Here is a 14,878-nt window from a genome sequence, read left to right on the forward strand (position 1 = left end):
TAAAGGCCTCGTAACGAAATATTTAGCTGACCGGGTTGTGGAACTTGGTCGACAGGGAATACGGAACTGCCGGCGACGCTTTTGACGGACGCGACGAGACAGGACAGTCGCCGTCTCACGCTCGTGATCTCCAAACGACGACACAGTCGTGGGTCTTCTCTCAACACAGTAACGGGTCGGTGCGCGGCGAGTCCGTGCCGACAGCAGTCCGTCTCAGTGCTCGCCCTCGAGCGCCGACTCGGGCACTGCCGGGAGCGTCACCGAAAACGTCGATCCCTCGCCGGGTTCGGAGTCAACCCAAATCTCGCCGCCGTGGCGTTCGACGATTCGTTGACAGAGCGCAAGCCCGATCCCCGTCCCCGAATGTTCATCACGGCTGTGGAGTCGCTGGAACACCTCGAAAATCCGGTCAGTCTCGGCCGGCTCGATACCGACCCCGTCGTCCGCGACGTCGATCCGCCAGTACGAACCGCTCCGTTCGGCGGCGACGGCGATCGTCGGCGAGCCGTCGCCACTGTACTCGATCGCGTTCGAAAAGAGGTTCTGGAAGACCTGCCGGAGTTGATCCTCGTCACCACGAACGGTCGGGAGTTCGCCAACCGTGATCTCGGCGTCCGTCTCCTCGATTCGGAGCTGGAGATCATCGAGCACGTCGCCGATGACGCCCTCGAGATCGACCGGTTCGAAGGGGTCTCCCTCCGTCTCGACGCGTGAGTACTGGAGCAGGCCGTCGATCATCTCGCGCATCCGCTCGGCGCCGTCGACGGCGTACTCGATGAACTCCCGGCCGTCCGCATCGAGGTCGTCAGCATAGCGCTTCTCGATCAACTGGAGATAGCTCGAGACCATTCGCAACGGCTCCTGCAGGTCGTGAGAGGCCGCGTAGGCGAACTGTTCTAACCGCTCGTTCGACGCCTCGAGTTGGCGCTGATACGCCTTGCGGTCGGTGATATCCGCAAAGGTGATGACCGCGCCAGTGATCTCACCGTCGTCTACCAACGGCGTCGCGCTAACCGACACCCAAATCCGCTGGCCGTCGGGCCGGCGAATCCCCAACTCGAGGTTGTGGATCGTCTCGCCGTCGCGAAAGAGACGATCGATCAGGACCTCGGCCGTCGAGACGGACGCTCTGTCCGGACGAATCGGGTCCAGCCGGTCGAGATCACGTATCAGGTCGCTCAACTCATGCTCGTCGTAGCCAAGAATCGCCTCGGCACGGGAGTTGACGCGCTCGAGACGCCCCGTTTCGTTGAGCGTGACGATTCCGACCGGGCTGGTGTCGATGATTCGCTCGACGAGGTTTCGCTCCCCTCGAAGCGCGCGTTCGCGGCGCTTGCGCTCGGAGATGTCTCGGAAGTAGACCGACAGCCCCGTCTCGGACGGATAGGCGTGAATTTCGAGCCACGCCTCGGGCGGCTCGGAGTAGAGTTCGAACGACGTCGGCTCTTGGACCGCCATTGCCCGCTCGTACTCAGTCCTGAGTGTCGACTCTGCACCCCACTCGAACACCTCCCAGATGCTCCGGCCGAGCAGTTCATCACCCTCGAAATCGATCAACTCCCGCGCACGATCGTTGGCGTACGTCACGGTCCAGTCGTCGTCGAGCGCGTAGAACGCATCGGTGATGCGACTGAGAATCGATTCGAGTTCGCTCTCGAGTTCCCGCTCGCGTTCTTTGAGATCTGTGATGTCTTCGGCGGTTGCGACGACGCGATCGACCGTCCCATCGTCGTCCAATAACGGGACGGCGTTGACGACGATCCACTGACGCTCGTCGGCCCTCGATGCCGGTTCGATCCGAAGAACACGATCGAACACCGGCTCACCCGTCCGTAACGCCGCTGTGTACGGATGGGTCGCGTGAGTCACCGACTCGCCGGCGTCGTCGAACAACCGCTCGCTGGCAAACGGGCTCGTCTCGAGGTCGTCCGTGCTGGCCCCGAACAGCTCCCGATATCGGTCGTTAACGCGGGTAACCGTCTCGTCCGTATCGAAGACGATCATCCCGACCGGGCTCGCCTCGAGGATGCGGTCGATCAGATTGCGTTCGCGCTGGAGTTGCTGTTCGCGCTCGCGTCGATCGGTCATATCGCGAGTTACCTTCAGGAATCCACGATGCGTCCCGTCGGCGTCCATCACGGCCGTAAGCGTCACGTTCGCCCAGAATCTCGAGCCGTCGTTTCTGACTCGCCAGCCTTCGTCTTCGACCGATCCGGTGGCTGTCGCGCGCTCGAGGATCGTTTCGGGGACGTCTGCCGCACGGTCGTCGGCAGTGTAAAACGTCGAAATGTGCTTGCCAAGGATTTCCTCGCGCTCGTAGCCTTTGATCTGTCTTGCCCCCTCGTTCCAGCTGACGATCCGCCCCGTCGGATCGAGCTGAAAGATCGCATACTCCTCGACGGCGTCGACGAGCGAATGAAACTGCGTCTCGCTTTCCTCGAGTGCGCCTTCCGAGCGTTTCCGGTCGGTGATGTCGTAGTAGAGTTCGACTCGGCCACCGGCGAACTGTCCCGACCGAATCGGTTTGCTCCGGTGTTCGAGCCAGCGCTCCTCGCGGCCCGTCGCCTCGTCAGCAGTCACTCGACACTCGAAGCGCTCGGCGTACGTGTTGTCCTCGTACGTCGCCAAAACTGCGTCGGCAAACGAGTCTGGATCGGCGAATCGGTCCGCGAGCCCGGTTTCGATCAGGGTCCGTTTGTCCCGCCCGAGAACGGCCTCGCGCTCGAGGCCGAGATACGTCTGGATCGACTCGTCGACCCATCTGATGTCGAACTCCGCATCGAGAACGAACACCCCAACGTCCGCCTCGTCGAGGACGTTCGCGATCGACTCGGTCGAGATCGCCGCCGACTCGAGGGGAGCTCGGCGTTTTCGAACGGTGCCGAGCGCTCCAGTCCACTCCTCATCAGCGATGGCCGCGGTGAGCCGAAGCGTACACGGCACCTGTGTGCCGTCTGCAGCCCGGATCGTCACCTCGAGCGAGCATGGCTCGTCGTCGCCCTCGAGTTGCGCTGTGAGTGCGCATTCGATCCGATCGGCAGCAGCATCGTCGACGAGCGACGCGATGGGCTCGCCGACGAGTTCCTCGCGGGCGTAGCCCATCGTCTCGGCAGTGGTCTCATCGACCGCAACGAAGGTTCCCTCGCCATCGAGCTGATAGACGCCGTCGTCGACCATCCCGACGAGCGTCCGATAGCGCTCGAGTGCCACGTCATCGTCGATATCCCCCCAGAACGCGTGATCCGTGGCGTCCACTCGGTCGCTCATGTGTACTCCGCTCTCCCTTGAATCGGATAAACCCCGTGCCGGGACGGAACAGCCACCGTGCGAGCGATGCGGGAAAGCCGGCGACGGCCCGAACGCCGGCTCGTCGTGACAGCCGTCAGATCGATCGTTGGTAGCCACACGCCGGACAATGCATCATCCCGTCGGTGATCAGGAGACAACTTCGCTCACAGCGGTCACACGGCCCCCCGATCGAGAGATCCGACTGTCGGGCAACGGCATGGACCGTCCGCTCGAGTAACTGCAACTGGGACTCCGTCCGGTCCAGCCGATCCGTTACATCCCGCAACTGGGACTCCGTCCGCTCGAGTCGCGTCGTCGTCTCCTCGAGACGCGTTCGGACTGCAGACCGACTCCGTTCACGATCGTCAATCCGAGTGGGGATTCGAGGCGTCATCGCAACGGGTACGCGACCAGTGGGTATATAGCTCGCCCTTGAGCGCTCATTTCATCGTTGTGAGGTGCCAGCGATCGGCCTCGAGAAGCTCTGAGACACCGGGTTTTGTCGCTCGGACTCCACACGCGTCGGACGCCAGCGTCTCAGACACTCGTCGCCGACTGTGTCAGCTGCCAGCTGCCGTAGACGCTGCCCACCGCCAAGAGGACGACCAGCACCCCCGAGACGACGTTACTCCAGAGCAGTCGCTCGATCGCCACCCCGAAGACGAACGGCGCGACGACGGTCCACAGCCCGAAAAGGACCACGAGCGCCGGCGCGGCGATCGCCGGCAGTCGCCCGCCGTCGGGCCACCCCGCCGTGTACGCGGCGAAAAACGCGATCAATCCCCCCACGATGACGTTGTTTATGATGATGAGCCCAGTCCCCGTCAGGACGATACCCGACCAGAGAACCCACGCCCCCAGTCCAGCGGCGAACGCAGCCGTTCGCACCGGGATCGGTGACGGTGTGTCTGCAGTCTCGCTCATATCGTTGGTACGGCTACGACCAGCCTAAAACGGCTGCCAGCATTGTGCTCGCCGGGTGACGACTCGAGTCCAGTTCGAACGAGTCGGTTCGGCCACCACTGTCGTCCGGGGGGCAGCCATCAGCCAGCGTGAGAGTCTCGTTCCAGAGATATTCTCTACACCATGCGTGGTGAAATTTAGACCGGAAGGGATATGTATCGGCTCCGCTGACACGTGTGCATGGTTCAGTATTCGGACGACCGCTGTTCCGACTGCGGCAGCAGACAGAAGATCCGAGCGGACCGCTCCGTATGGTGCCCGAACTGTGCGCTGTTCCGACCCAACGGAGCGAAGTCGTAATCGGCGGCGAACGACCGCGGCTGTTGTCGCCACCGACGACGCTCGATCACGGCCCGTCGATACGCATCGTCGCCGTCGGCTCTGATTCGGAGAGTCGTCCCTTCACGCTCGGTTTTTCGGCCCACAACGGCGATGACCTGTCGACTTGTCGGGGTGGCTCTCGGCTCGGGGTGGTGATCGGCTCGGGATCTGCACACACGGTGGTTTCGATCTCGTGTGCACGTTCGGGACACGGATTCTGTCGGCGTGTAACCTCGAGAGCTGGCATGGTTAGGCGAGGTGGAAGGAATTGGAGAGTATCTAATCCAAAAGATATTATGTAGACACAATCACCTTTGACAGTATGTGTAGAAAGTATGATGATGTGAGCTTTGATGATGTCGATTTTGCTCACCTTCAACTCTTACAGTGTAAGAAACGGATCGCAACAGTAAAACGGGATCTGTACATCGGTGAGGATATAAGTAACCCTCATAACATTTCACCAGAGGATCTATCTGAATCAGGTGCAACATTAGCACCAAATATTACAATATCTGATTGTCAGATATGTGTTGAATTGGCCGCTAAGGCTATTTTTAAAACGGTAGGTGTAAACCCTGTTGAGAGACACGAGATTAGTTTCAACCACGAACGTGTCACCGATCTACTAAATCGATTGCCCTCTGATTCCGACCTCTCCAAACGTGTCCCAAGGGTTATTTTCCTCACGCAGTTTTGGGAAAGGTTTTACACCTTATCCAAGTATGGGGTTCCAGAAAGAAACATTTCATCTTTTGAATTACTTAATGAGTCCGATGCTCTGCGTGCAGTCCAAGATGCAGATTATTGTATTGATACTGCGGAAGAATTGATAGATCTTGTGATCAGCGAAAAAGAAATTGATAGGGCTGATCTTAGCTTTCCGGGACTAATATAACGCAGCATCTGAAGAACTGGCCCGGAAACCAGATATACCTCTGTTTCAGGTGCTTCAACTGGAGTTTTGCTGTGTGAAGGTGGGGGTGGGGCGCTGTAATTTTTTGCCCCTGTTCCCTTGGCAACACCCGCCAAGGAACAGACTGTACCCCCAGTTGAACAAGAATGACGAGTGTACAACCAGCACTGCTGAAAGACGTCTCGAGCGAACGGATCGCAGTGTCGCCTTCCGTGCCAGCCCATGTGGCTACCCGCACCGCCAACAGGGTCGTTGCCCGACTTGCGCCACTTCTCGAGCGACTCGCTGGGCGGTTTCAGCCCCGTTTTCAGCAGTGGGTGAGTCCACATCTGCGATCGACTCGAGACACGGACTCGTCGCTCACGACGATGGTTGCGGTGAGGAAATGGGTTGGAGGGATTTGAACAACGCCCGAGGGTCTGCTCACTTCGTTCGCAGACCCTCGGTCTCGTTCAAATCCTCCGACGTACATATCTGCTGCTCACGGATTTGTTCGCAGCAGAGGTATGGGGTCGGAGGGCATTCCCCTAGTCCTTTCTGGGAGTGACAGACAGCCTGTGCTGTCAAATTACGCCCGAAACTATCACGCATCAAAACCACCTATGTCAAGTTTCAGAGTTTCTTCGGCGCGAAGTTCTTCGAACTCCTCCCACTCGCTTGCGCGGTAGTAGTGGCGACGGATCGTCTCCGGCGTCGCGTTCACCCGGCCCGCCACAGTCTCGATCGCGATTCCCTGCAGCAGCTGCCACGTGATCGAACCGGTTCGGATTGCGTGTGGGCTCCGAGATGACGGACACTTGCTCGCGTGGTTTCGGCGGGTGTAGTTGCAGGTCTCCCGGCGATTGCCGTGAGGACACTTCTTGACGTGACACGGGTAGGTGCTCATGTAGGACCACGCCCGAAACGTCGTATCAGAAGGCCGTCCCTGCCGACCACAGAACAACGGCTCGCGGCCTTGCTCATCTCGCTTGTCGAACCGTTCGCGGGCGATATACGTCCGTAGCGCCTTCACCACAGGCTTCGAAATCCCAACGAAGCGCTCACCGTCTTCTTTGTTCTTCAACAGCGTCGGTGGGCGGTGACGGAACTCGAGCGTCTGCCGATCTGGATCGAAGTCGCGAAGGTCCAACGCTCGGATTCCACTCATTCGCGCGCCCACGTGCCACGCGACCTCGAGGAACGCATGTCTCGGCGTTCCAAACAGCGTATCCGAATTCCGGAAGAACGAGAGCAACGAACTCGCGTCTTCGGGCTCGAGCATCACGTCACTCGATTCTTCCGCTTTCGTGAGCGTGGGGATGTTCACTTTGTCCGGGAGATCGTCGTCAACAACGTCGATCGAGGCGCAGTAGTCGAGCAGTTGCTTCAGCGACATCAGGTGTCCCTTCAGCGTCGCAGGTGCGAGACCGTCGGCTTCTCGAGCTGCTCGATACTCATCGATATCCCATCCTGTGAGTTCCGACATCGAATCGATTCGCTCGTCTTCGGCCCATCGAACGAACTGCGTAAGCCGATTCTCGTAGCTCCGAACCGTCTTCGCGGTGTTCTCCTGCTTTCGTCGAGAGAGGAATCGATCGCGAGCCTCGCGTGGAGAGAGATCGCGACTCACGACAGATCACCATCGCGCTCCTGATCTCGGTGAACCCCATCGAGAAGGTCGTTCATCGGCTCCCCCCATCGGTCGCAGCGAGCCCGATTTCGCAGGCGTCCATAAGGCGCTCGGCGCGCTGGAGTAACAGCCCACGCCCATCGTCGGTGAGGACGTACTGGTTCGTGCGCTTGTCGAGTTCGGACTTTTCGACGAGCCCGCGTTCAACGAGCGCATCGAGATTCGTGTACAGCCGTCCGTGATTGACCTCGCCGTGCTGGGGCTCGAGTCGCCGCTTGATCGCGAGTCCGTAGCTGGTCTCGTCGTCGCGCTCGAGTCGGGCGATCGCCTCGAGCGTGTCTCGCTGGAATCCCGTGAGATCGCCCCACGTGGTTCCACCGTCAGCGATGAGTTGCTGGTCAGTAACAGTCGATGCTGCTGGTCGGTCGGGGCTTTCAAGACCCCGCGAATAGTCGTCGTACATGGCTTGCGTACCTGGATTACGCGAGCCGCGCGGACCCGGTGTCCCTAGCACCGGACCGCATTCTTGCAATGGGCCCGACAGACAGTCAGGCCCGCGTGTAACTCGCGTTATCAGATCAGTCGTGACTCCATCACTATAAAATCTCTCACTAGTTGGTGAGCCATCTCTCGCTATACGTTGATATTTGATCGTCGTACCGGTAGGCGTATCCTTTCGTTCTGACACAGATGACGTATGCGACAGCCCGGCGATTGGATGCAACAGCCGACCGACGATCGAGTTCTCGAGGCGTTGGATTCGTCGGGTCTGATTCTCTCTCCAGCAGTGCTCGCAAAGAACATCGAGCGAAGCCGCGAAGAGGTCACTCGCCGGCTTTCGGCTCTCGTCGACTATGGGCTCGTCACTCGAGTCGAGCGCGGATACTACGAGATCACCGACCTCGGCGAGCAGTATCTCGCGGGTGATCTCGATGCGGCCGACCTCGAGCCGACCGACAGCTGACCGGCTCACGAATCGATCCCCTCGAGTCCAGTCCGCTGGATCACCGGCTCGATCCACGCCGGGAGTTCATCATCGATACGCTGACCGTTCTGGTTGAGAACCATCACGAGCCCGGCAACGTCACCATTCACGCCGAAGATCCACTGACGGCCGTTCGGAACCCGCACGTCGACACGTGCGCGGTTCGTCGGGAGTCCTGTAATCTCGACTCGAGCCGTTCGGCCGTCCGGGAGATCGACCGCGATCTCCTCGAGCGGATTCGTTGCGTTTGATTCAGATCTAGTTGCGATCCGTGACATACACTGGGGAAAGAACGAAGCCCCCATATTCCTACACCGGTAGTGGCCGGAAAACGTCGATATTCAATTTGTCGCCTGAAAACAGTACTGAGAGGAGCTGAAACCGGTGGCCGGAAAGTGGCCGGGAAGTGGCCGGGAAGAATTTTTGAGGCCCTGCTATTCAAGAATAATATCCTATGATGTACACTACACGCTCGAATTGATCGCTGAGATACCGACCAGTTTCAGATAGTGACCGCTAAGTCGCGCTGAATACAGGGCGCGTATCTTGTACCAAATCGTGTCAAATTTGTAGTAACCAAACTAACCAGGTATGAAAGGAACTTATTGAATACGTGATGTGAATTTTCGCATAATATACTGTTGCGGAGTATAGTGGTGCGGATCTGATGGACTCATCATAACACAGAATGCCAGCCTCCGTCGCATTTCAAATCACATATTATATTTATTTTCAGTTTCTATCTGGTGGTATGGTTGATTGGAAAACAATGAGAGAAGCCTTTGCACAGGCCGCTTCATGGATGGCTGGTGGACTTTTTGGTGGGCTTGTGTTTGCCCTTTTTAGTTTGTCGATAGACGTTATATCTCCGGAATTTTTAACGATTTTCTTACTAATTTCTGGGTTAGCAATTTATGTCTCGTACGGAGTGGTGCAATTGAGACCAGACAAAGGACAAGATATGGTGGAAATAAAGGAAGAACTTCGTCAGGTTCGGGCCGAAATGGTCGATGACGAGCCTAATGACTTGGAGGAAATAAAGGAAGAACTTCGTCAGATTCAGGCCGAAGTGGTCGATGACGAGCCTAATGACTTGGAGGAAAAAGAAGGAGTCGATGACGAGCCTAATGATTTGGAGGAAAAAGAAGGAGTCGATGACGAGCCTAATGATTTGGAGGAAAAAGAAGGAGTCGATGAGAGCGAAACAGATAGAGAAGTGGACATGGATGAAGAAATAGAACTGGAGACGCAGTAACATTGCGCTATTAATCACTCAGCATTTTGGGTACTTTCCAACCTGATGTATACAGCGGGAGTGCTAGACGCCCAAGGATTCTCTGGAGCGGATAGATTTAATAAATACATTCTCTGTGCTGACCGCTATGTGGGCGTCAGATGAACCAGTCAGTGAGTGTCAACAAACCGTCGTCAGAGATCCGGAATCGAGTAGTTCTTTCCTCTCCCTGTCCCAGTGGCCTCGAGCAAGCCGTACTTGTCGACGAGCGTCGAGAGATATCGCCGACGGGTTCGGTTCGGCTTCGGATCACCGGCCCGTTCCTCGTACGTCGCATGGAGATCGGTGACACCGATCCGGCCAGCGTCGGCAACGATATCGTACAACAGCCGTTTGTGCGTTCCCAAAGTATCGATGTGATCCTGTCGGAGATCAGTCCGAGCCGCACTGTGGATTGCATTCACGTCGTCGTGCCTGATCTGTGATCGATCGTCTCGCATGACACGCTTGGTGGCTTTCTCGAGATGCTTGATCGCCTCTCGAGCATCGCCAGCTGCGATATCGGCGATGTACTCCACGACATCCATCGTGATCACGCCGGGGCGAAGGCCCGCGTCGATCCGCGCCAGCAGAATGTCGACTAACTCTTGATGTGCGTATTTCCGAAGTCGAAGCGTCTCGGCACTCGAGAAACGCGATTTCACCCGCCCATTCAGCTGATAGTTGGCGAAGAAGTCGTCTTCGTCGATGGTGATCCCGACGATCGTCACGTTCGGGAGATCGCCGAGCCCCAGCAAGAGCGTCTCGTCCTCTAGAACGTCGACCTCGTCGAGGATCGCAACGATATGATCGTCCGTTTCTCGAAACGTCTCGATGAACGTACTCGCGGCCGTCCCGTCTCGAGAGAGATGATTCCCGATTCCGGAATCCTGTGCGAGTCCATGGAGTACCTCCGTCTTCGACGAGCCGGACATACAGTTCCAGTAGGCTCGCCGAACGCCGAACGACTCTTGACGGAGTTTTCGCACGACGTACTTCGCGAGGGTCGTCTTCCCCGAGCCCGATGGGCCGAAAATCAGGCTATGCTCGCCACCGATCCCGTTCGTGATGGGCTCCAGCGCTGCGGCGAGTTGGCTGATCTGACCGTCCCGGTGCTCGAGATCCTGGGGGAGATACGTTGTCTCGAGTGCTCGAGCGTCCGTAATCATGAGCTATAACTATCAGACTCAGTATTAATTACTGACGGTTGGAGTAAATCACGAATCGAGAGTTCAGTCTTCAGACAGGGAGCTGGCTAATTATCGGCATTGATAGCTAGGGAAAGAGACTAATCTGACCACTGATATGCAAGAATGTATTCATGACGCTGTCACAAGCGCAACAAAAAACACTCACATCATATCTCGCCGACGGGGAGACGGCAATCACTGCGTGTTCCAGAGAGTCAGTCACGTATCTGCTAACCGATAGGCGGCTATTCACGTATCATGAAAAGAACAACGGAACAACCACAGCCAAATCACAGTTTTTGGACGGTTTGGGTGGAGTAAACATTCGAAAGAAGGAGGGTCGGGACCTGAATACGGACAGTTTAGCAGCTGGTTTGATTGCACTTTTTACCGGACTTGTCTCCTTGGCGCTCCAAGGACAGATGTCGGAAGGTCTCGCTGCTATGTTCATCGTGATTGGTGTTGCTGGGATTCTCGGTGGTATAATCGCACTCATACACGCTTTCGATACTGAAGAGGGCCAGATTTCTGTTCAGCTACGAACGCAAGAGGGAGAGGTAACAAAGTCGCTACAGCTACACGAAACGTCTCTCGAGTTCGCGGAAGCAATTTCGAAGGCAGCCAGTAACGCCCACAAACCAGACGAAGAGCACGTCAAGAAAGTTTCAGCATAAAACTCTAAGCAGAATTGAAGTTCGGTTCCCTAAGCAGGCACGGAATCGGCAGCTACTCGCTGGGCTCGGTTGTCCCAGTCGGCGTGCGATATCGCGGCTGGAGTCCAAGCGATCGCGCGGCGTCGGCGGAGATCGTCACCATGCGCTCGCCGGAGGTGACGGGTTCCTTCGCCACGTCTTCGATCAGCGCCGCCAGCTCGTCGCGGTAGGATTTGTCGCGTTCCTCCTGAATCTGAACGGTCTCTTTCGTTCGCTGGTGGATCGCCCGGTTCGCGAGATACGCCAACACGAACATCTCGCGAACTTCGAACGGTGCCTCATCGAGATACCACGGCAACGTGAAGTCCTCGAGTCGCGCCTTCGGCCCGACTGGCGCACCGAGGACGGCAAGCGTTCGGCCCAAGACCGACCCGGCGACCGTCGGTCGAACCTCCGTCGATCGCGAGTCGTCATCCTCGTGGTAGAACTCGTGTTCAACCCCGACACCCTCGAGCGCGTCGATCACGTGCGAGCGGTGATCGCGATGGTTCAACGCAAAGGAGGGAGTGAACGTCTCGATGGCGATCGAGCCACCGGAGAACACGTTCGCGACGAGCGTATTCAGTGCGAGAAACGTCCCATCTTGCATGGTCGCATCTAACCAGCCGTAGTCGCGGGCGATCTCGATCCCGCGGGCGGCATCCGGCTTCCCGCCGTCGGTCCACCCACGAACGCGCCCACGTGGGAACTCCAGCGCATTCGAGATCGCGTAGGAGCCTTTGTCCGGATGCTGACTCGCGTAACGCAACACGGCCTGGTAGTCGAGGACGGCCGCCCACGGATCACTGTATGCCCCGCCGTCGTAGGTGCGCGCGAGATCACGCTCGTCGATTACGGGGGTGTCCCAGTCCATACTGAGTTTCAGATGTGAGACTTCAAATATGTGTTGTATCGTTGAACAGTCGTCAAAACCGCAAGACGGCGTAGCTTCAAGGGGGTGCTGTAGGGTCTCTACACCTCCCTAATTATCAGTTTTGAAAGCGCTCCAAAACGTTCTTTTCACCAATACGTTGGACTTTGGGATAATTATATATATACAGTCTTCACTGGCTGCAAGTAGCACCGCAACGACGAGACGGCACCGCCGAGGGGCGATTGTTAGCTCCCTCGAGCGCCGTCGGGTGTCACTGTGGCACTCGAAAGAAGTCATCTCACCGTTTGCGGGTGCGTGAAAACGCAAATCCAACTATGGATCTCACGAAATATCGAAACAAGTTGATCGGAAGCGAAGACGAGCGAGCTGTATCGCCCGTCATCGGTGTCATTCTCATGGTCGCGATAACGGTGATTCTCGCGGCTGTGATCGCAGCGTTCGTGCTGGACATCGGCGATCTTGACGACAGTGCTCCAAACGCGCAGTTTGATTGGGGAACCGACGGAGGTTATATCGACGATGTAACCCATACCAGCGGGGATAATATCGATGCAGAATCAATCAATATTAACACAGTGGCAGATGGTGGCGGGGAGGATGAAGTCTCCGGTGATATTGAGGGTGGAACATGGACTGCTGGTGAGACGATAGACTTCACAGGAGATATCACCGAAGTCACGATTGTTTGGGAGGGAGACGGCAGCTCAACCGTTATTGCGGAGTACGAGATCTAACAATGACTTACGACCTTAGTCAATACACTACGAAACTCATCGGCAGCAAAGATGAGAGGGCAGTTTCGCCAGTGATTGGTGTCATTCTCATGGTCGCAATAACCGTTATTCTCGCGGCCGTGATTGCGGCGTTCGTGCTGGATATTGGTGACCTTGACGACAGTGCACCAAACGCTCAATTCGACTGGGAAAACACGAGTGATGGGGTCGAAGTTACACATACCAGTGGGGACGACATCAATTTAGATCCAGTCACTGTGCAAATTGATTTTGATGGTGACAAAAGTGCTGAAAGTGACCTATCCGACTCAAGTTCTGACGAATTCACAGCTGGAGATACAATGGAGATTGACGAGAATGGTGTTGACTTCGATGGTAATACTGACTGGGATGGAGATAGCATCAGTGATCCAGACGAGATAGATGAAGTCACAATCACATGGGAATCAGATGGTTCCTCAACAATTATCGCCAATTATGAGCCCTAACAATGAAATTTATTAAAAAACTCGTCGGTAGCGAAGACGAACGCGCTGTCTCGCCAGTGATTGGTGTAATCCTCATGGTTGCGATAACTGTAATCCTCGCAGCTGTGATTGCAGCGTTCGTGCTTGACATTGGCGACCTTGATGACAGTGCACCGCAGGCACAGTATGACTGGGAAAGTAATTCCACTAACAATATGACCGAGATCACTCACACTAGCGGAGACGATATTGATCTCAATGATGTCAGTGTGACAATCGAAGCGACGAATACCAGTCAAACTAGAGATGATGTAACAGCAACAACAGAACTTGGTGATGAGGAATTCACAGCAGGTGACACAATCACCTTTGAAATAAACGAAGCTAGTGATCGTGAGGCGATTGCAATCTCTGGTGCCGGAACTACTGCGCTTCCGTTCGACGATCTTGATACCTCTGGAAGTGGAGACCAATTCAATTATGATGATGAGATTTTGAAGGTTACTCTCACCTGGGAGAGTGACGGAACTTCAAGTATCATCGCAGAGTACGAACCGTAATCGAAATTTCTTTTTCATATTATCTCTTAGCGGGCGGTGGTGCAGAAGTCTTCACAGGCCTTGTACTTCCAGAATCTGATTTCCTGAATGGGAAAATTTCAATCCTGTTTGGAATGGTTCTATTGCAGCGTTTGGTCCTGTTCATATAGTGGGTGCTATTAGGGATCTGCCGAGTTAGACCTTGAGACTAGTTCTGCACCACCGCCTCTTAGCGTTCAAAATACATCTACCTGTAATATCCGTCTATTATCAATGAAGGCTTTCGACCAACTCGAGTGACCATTCTCCCTCTCCCACATGCCGAATGTGGACGTGATGTTCGCCCTCGAGTCGCCCATCCTCGTCTAGCAGACCCTCGAGGCGGACGTCGTCTTTCGGCAGCGTGATGCCGACCGAATCCTGATCCAGCTGGCGGAGTTTGTTCAGTGCCATAGCAGGCGGGCAACCCCCCATCTCATAAAAGTTGGTGACTCTCGGGGAACCCAAGGTGTTCCGGCGGTTTTCCTGACGTTTTCGTCAGCGCGGGGAAACCGGCTGGTCGTATGGCATTAAGCCTCCCGCAGAAGTACGTCCCTGACTCGGTTCGTCAGGAAGACGGTATCGACTTGACAGACAGTATTCTCGCCCCACTGTTCGTGCTGGCGTCGTTCTCGATCGGCGCGGTCGGCACGCTTCAGTTCAGCGCGCCACTCGACGTGTCGCTGACTGACTCGCTGTATTCGGCCCACGGGACGGACATCACCTACGCGTTCGTCCTCTCGATCTCGATCCTGTTGGTCGGCTGGTTGACCAACGAAAGCACCCCCGAGGACTGGACCGACGTGGAGACCGTCGTCGTGCTCTTGGCGGTGCTGTTGAACGTGCTCGGCGCGCTCGTCCCAGCAATGCAGGTCACCCTCGAAAGCATGTGGTACGTCGGCTGGTTCAGCGTCTTTCTGAACGGAGCCGCGTTCTACGTGATCGCCTACAAGTAACCCGGAGGATT

General features: G+C 56.4%; 17 protein-coding genes. 8 read left to right on the top strand and 9 right to left on the bottom strand.

The window, feature by feature from the left end:
• Nucleotides 1-213: 213 nt before the first annotated feature.
• From C495_RS14350 to C495_RS14360, 3 genes are all read right to left on the bottom strand, one after another.
• The gene (locus C495_RS14350; RefSeq protein ID WP_008164154.1) at nt 214-3,267 is read right to left on the bottom strand and encodes a PAS domain-containing sensor histidine kinase; all 3,054 of its coding nucleotides are present in this window, start codon (nt 3,265-3,267) and stop codon (nt 214-216) included.
• Nucleotides 3,268-3,382: 115 nt separating this feature from the next.
• Nucleotides 3,383-3,682 carry a hypothetical protein gene (locus C495_RS14355; RefSeq protein ID WP_008164156.1) on the bottom strand — a complete coding sequence of 100 codons (300 nt, stop codon included), beginning with the start codon at nt 3,680-3,682 and terminating at the stop codon, nt 3,383-3,385.
• Between the two features lie 143 nt (nt 3,683-3,825).
• Nucleotides 3,826-4,212, bottom strand: coding sequence for an SPW repeat domain-containing protein (locus tag C495_RS14360; protein WP_008164159.1), 387 nt, complete (start codon nt 4,210-4,212; stop codon nt 3,826-3,828).
• A gap of 682 nt (nt 4,213-4,894) precedes the next feature.
• On the opposite strand from C495_RS14360, the gene C495_RS17365 reads away from it, so the two are divergent.
• A complete protein-coding gene (locus C495_RS17365) occupies nt 4,895-5,470 on the top strand; it encodes a HEPN domain-containing protein (protein WP_083902492.1) in 576 nt (191 codons plus the stop codon).
• 601 nt (nt 5,471-6,071) lie between these two features.
• Here the strand turns inward: C495_RS17365 and C495_RS14370 are convergent.
• Both C495_RS14370 and C495_RS14375 read right to left on the bottom strand, forming a co-directional pair.
• Nucleotides 6,072-7,097 (bottom strand): tyrosine-type recombinase/integrase, encoded by a 1,026-nt coding sequence (locus C495_RS14370; RefSeq protein WP_008164161.1) that lies wholly within the window; start codon nt 7,095-7,097, stop codon nt 6,072-6,074.
• A gap of 52 nt (nt 7,098-7,149) precedes the next feature.
• Complete coding sequence (locus C495_RS14375; protein WP_008164163.1) at nt 7,150-7,560, bottom strand: helix-turn-helix transcriptional regulator; 411 nt, start codon at nt 7,558-7,560, stop codon at nt 7,150-7,152.
• Between the two features lie 234 nt (nt 7,561-7,794).
• Here C495_RS14375 and C495_RS14380 point away from each other — a divergent pair, with 234 nt between their 5' ends.
• Nucleotides 7,795-8,061: a helix-turn-helix domain-containing protein gene (locus C495_RS14380; protein ID WP_008164165.1), complete on the top strand. Its 267-nt coding sequence runs from the start codon at nt 7,795-7,797 to the stop codon at nt 8,059-8,061.
• A gap of 5 nt (nt 8,062-8,066) precedes the next feature.
• Here C495_RS14380 and C495_RS14385 read toward each other — a convergent pair whose 3' ends face one another.
• Nucleotides 8,067-8,360: a hypothetical protein gene (locus C495_RS14385; RefSeq protein ID WP_008164166.1), complete on the bottom strand. Its 294-nt coding sequence runs from the start codon at nt 8,358-8,360 to the stop codon at nt 8,067-8,069.
• 410 nt (nt 8,361-8,770) lie between these two features.
• Between C495_RS14385 and C495_RS17705 the strand changes: the two genes are divergently transcribed.
• Nucleotides 8,771-9,337 (top strand): DUF2457 domain-containing protein, encoded by a 567-nt coding sequence (locus tag C495_RS17705; RefSeq protein WP_161605570.1) that lies wholly within the window; start codon nt 8,771-8,773, stop codon nt 9,335-9,337.
• A 173-nt stretch (nt 9,338-9,510) separates the two neighbouring features.
• On the opposite strand, the gene C495_RS14395 is transcribed toward C495_RS17705, so the two are convergent.
• The gene (locus C495_RS14395; protein WP_008164170.1) at nt 9,511-10,524 is read right to left on the bottom strand and encodes a Cdc6/Cdc18 family protein; all 1,014 of its coding nucleotides are present in this window, start codon (nt 10,522-10,524) and stop codon (nt 9,511-9,513) included.
• Between the two features lie 152 nt (nt 10,525-10,676).
• On the opposite strand from C495_RS14395, the gene C495_RS14400 reads away from it, so the two are divergent.
• Nucleotides 10,677-11,219: a hypothetical protein gene (locus tag C495_RS14400; protein WP_008164172.1), complete on the top strand. Its 543-nt coding sequence runs from the start codon at nt 10,677-10,679 to the stop codon at nt 11,217-11,219.
• A gap of 52 nt (nt 11,220-11,271) precedes the next feature.
• On the opposite strand, the gene C495_RS14405 is transcribed toward C495_RS14400, so the two are convergent.
• Nucleotides 11,272-12,111, bottom strand: coding sequence for a hypothetical protein (locus tag C495_RS14405; protein WP_008164174.1), 840 nt, complete (start codon nt 12,109-12,111; stop codon nt 11,272-11,274).
• A 335-nt stretch (nt 12,112-12,446) separates the two neighbouring features.
• Here C495_RS14405 and C495_RS14410 point away from each other — a divergent pair, with 335 nt between their 5' ends.
• The 3 genes from C495_RS14410 to C495_RS14420 are packed head-to-tail and all read left to right on the top strand — an operon-like array spanning nt 12,447 to nt 13,893.
• Nucleotides 12,447-12,866, top strand: a complete 420-nt coding sequence (locus C495_RS14410; protein WP_008164176.1) for a type IV pilin — start codon at nt 12,447-12,449, stop codon at nt 12,864-12,866.
• Between the two features lie 2 nt (nt 12,867-12,868).
• Nucleotides 12,869-13,354, top strand: a complete 486-nt coding sequence (locus C495_RS14415; RefSeq protein WP_008164178.1) for a type IV pilin — start codon at nt 12,869-12,871, stop codon at nt 13,352-13,354.
• Between the two features lie 2 nt (nt 13,355-13,356).
• The gene (locus C495_RS14420) at nt 13,357-13,893 is read left to right on the top strand and encodes a type IV pilin (RefSeq protein ID WP_008164180.1); all 537 of its coding nucleotides are present in this window, start codon (nt 13,357-13,359) and stop codon (nt 13,891-13,893) included.
• Between the two features lie 249 nt (nt 13,894-14,142).
• On the opposite strand, the gene C495_RS14425 is transcribed toward C495_RS14420, so the two are convergent.
• On the bottom strand, nt 14,143-14,325 hold the full coding sequence (locus tag C495_RS14425; RefSeq protein WP_008164181.1) for a hypothetical protein: 183 nt from the start codon (nt 14,323-14,325) through the stop codon (nt 14,143-14,145).
• Between the two features lie 110 nt (nt 14,326-14,435).
• Here C495_RS14425 and C495_RS14430 point away from each other — a divergent pair, with 110 nt between their 5' ends.
• Entirely contained in the window at nt 14,436-14,867 is a 432-nt protein-coding gene (locus C495_RS14430) for a hypothetical protein (protein ID WP_008164183.1), read from the top strand.
• The last annotated feature ends 11 nt before the right edge of the window (nt 14,868-14,878 follow it).

Origin of the sequence: Natronorubrum sulfidifaciens JCM 14089, from assembly GCF_000337735.1 — an archaeon.
GTDB lineage: Archaea > Halobacteriota > Halobacteria > Halobacteriales > Natrialbaceae > Natronorubrum > Natronorubrum sulfidifaciens.

What these genes read in the sequence shown, in the direction of transcription:
- C495_RS14350 (WP_008164154.1), bottom strand. Translation starts at nt 3,267, where the DNA reads ATGAGCGACCGAGTGGACGCCACGGATCACGCGTTCTGGGGGGATATC.
- C495_RS14355 (WP_008164156.1), bottom strand. Translation starts at nt 3,682, where the DNA reads ATGACGCCTCGAATCCCCACTCGGATTGACGATCGTGAACGGAGTCGG.
- C495_RS14360 (WP_008164159.1), bottom strand. Translation starts at nt 4,212, where the DNA reads ATGAGCGAGACTGCAGACACACCGTCACCGATCCCGGTGCGAACGGCT.
- C495_RS17365 (WP_083902492.1), top strand. Translation starts at nt 4,895, where the DNA reads ATGTGTAGAAAGTATGATGATGTGAGCTTTGATGATGTCGATTTTGCT.
- C495_RS14375 (WP_008164163.1), bottom strand. Translation starts at nt 7,560, where the DNA reads ATGTACGACGACTATTCGCGGGGTCTTGAAAGCCCCGACCGACCAGCA.
- C495_RS14380 (WP_008164165.1), top strand. Translation starts at nt 7,795, where the DNA reads ATGCGACAGCCCGGCGATTGGATGCAACAGCCGACCGACGATCGAGTT.
- C495_RS14385 (WP_008164166.1), bottom strand. Translation starts at nt 8,360, where the DNA reads ATGTCACGGATCGCAACTAGATCTGAATCAAACGCAACGAATCCGCTC.
- C495_RS17705 (WP_161605570.1), top strand. Translation starts at nt 8,771, where the DNA reads ATGCCAGCCTCCGTCGCATTTCAAATCACATATTATATTTATTTTCAG.
- C495_RS14395 (WP_008164170.1), bottom strand. Translation starts at nt 10,524, where the DNA reads ATGATTACGGACGCTCGAGCACTCGAGACAACGTATCTCCCCCAGGAT.
- C495_RS14400 (WP_008164172.1), top strand. Translation starts at nt 10,677, where the DNA reads ATGACGCTGTCACAAGCGCAACAAAAAACACTCACATCATATCTCGCC.
- C495_RS14405 (WP_008164174.1), bottom strand. Translation starts at nt 12,111, where the DNA reads ATGGACTGGGACACCCCCGTAATCGACGAGCGTGATCTCGCGCGCACC.
- C495_RS14410 (WP_008164176.1), top strand. Translation starts at nt 12,447, where the DNA reads ATGGATCTCACGAAATATCGAAACAAGTTGATCGGAAGCGAAGACGAG.
- C495_RS14415 (WP_008164178.1), top strand. Translation starts at nt 12,869, where the DNA reads ATGACTTACGACCTTAGTCAATACACTACGAAACTCATCGGCAGCAAA.
- C495_RS14420 (WP_008164180.1), top strand. Translation starts at nt 13,357, where the DNA reads ATGAAATTTATTAAAAAACTCGTCGGTAGCGAAGACGAACGCGCTGTC.
- C495_RS14425 (WP_008164181.1), bottom strand. Translation starts at nt 14,325, where the DNA reads ATGGCACTGAACAAACTCCGCCAGCTGGATCAGGATTCGGTCGGCATC.
- C495_RS14430 (WP_008164183.1), top strand. Translation starts at nt 14,436, where the DNA reads ATGGCATTAAGCCTCCCGCAGAAGTACGTCCCTGACTCGGTTCGTCAG.